Raw genomic sequence first — 808 nt, forward strand, 5'->3', positions numbered from 1 at the left:
AAAAAGAAGCTTTTCTTGATAACGGGACAGCTAGATTTATTGATGCTAAACATATTAAACTGCCTAAACTGGGTATCGTCCGCATTGCTGGTTTTAGAAGGCTAATCAAAGAGCGTCTGCTTAATCATATTCCAACTCGTATTGGAACAGTCACGATTAAAAAGACCGCTGACGAGCAATTCTACTTATCAATGCAATTAGGCAGCGATATTGCCTTTGTTAAAGCCTTGCCTAAGACGCAAAGTCAAATTGGCATTGACCTTAACCTTGATAATTTCTTAACAGCATCTAACGGAGCAATGGTTGCCAATTCACGTTTTTACTGTAAAGCCAAAAAGAAGCTTGCCCATGCCCAACGCGTCTTGTCTCGCAGACAGCGCAGGGCTAAAAAAGAAGGACGCAATTTGCGGCTAGCAAAAAACTATCAAAAACAGCGTCTAATAGTTGCTAAACTGCACGACAAGATCAGAAGACAGCGTAATGACTTCTTACAAGTACTCTCAACTGCACTAATCAAAAACCACGATTTAGTAGTTGCCGAGGAACTAAGAAGCAGAAATCTGTTAAAGAATCATGCCTTGTCTCAAGCCATTTCTGATGTTGGCTGGCGTAGTTTCCTGAACATGCTGGCTTATAAGGCAGATATATATGGCAAAGAATTTCTAACAATTGATCCTAAGTACACCACTCAAAGATGCCATCAATGTGGCAGTATTATGGGGCAAAACGGTTATAAGAAATTAACCCTTAAGGATCGGGAATGGACTTGTCCAATCTGTCGAACGCACCATATTCGTGATTGGAATGC

The 808-nt window shown here is 40.7% G+C and carries 1 protein-coding gene; it reads left to right on the forward strand.

What is annotated here, in order from left to right:
- Nucleotides 1–808, forward strand: an 808-nt coding sequence (locus B5E95_RS10415; RefSeq protein ID WP_143437610.1) for an RNA-guided endonuclease TnpB family protein, incomplete at both ends; no start/stop codon positions are given.

Source organism: Lactobacillus gallinarum (assembly GCF_002160635.1).
Taxonomy (GTDB): Bacteria; Bacillota; Bacilli; order Lactobacillales; family Lactobacillaceae; genus Lactobacillus; species Lactobacillus gallinarum.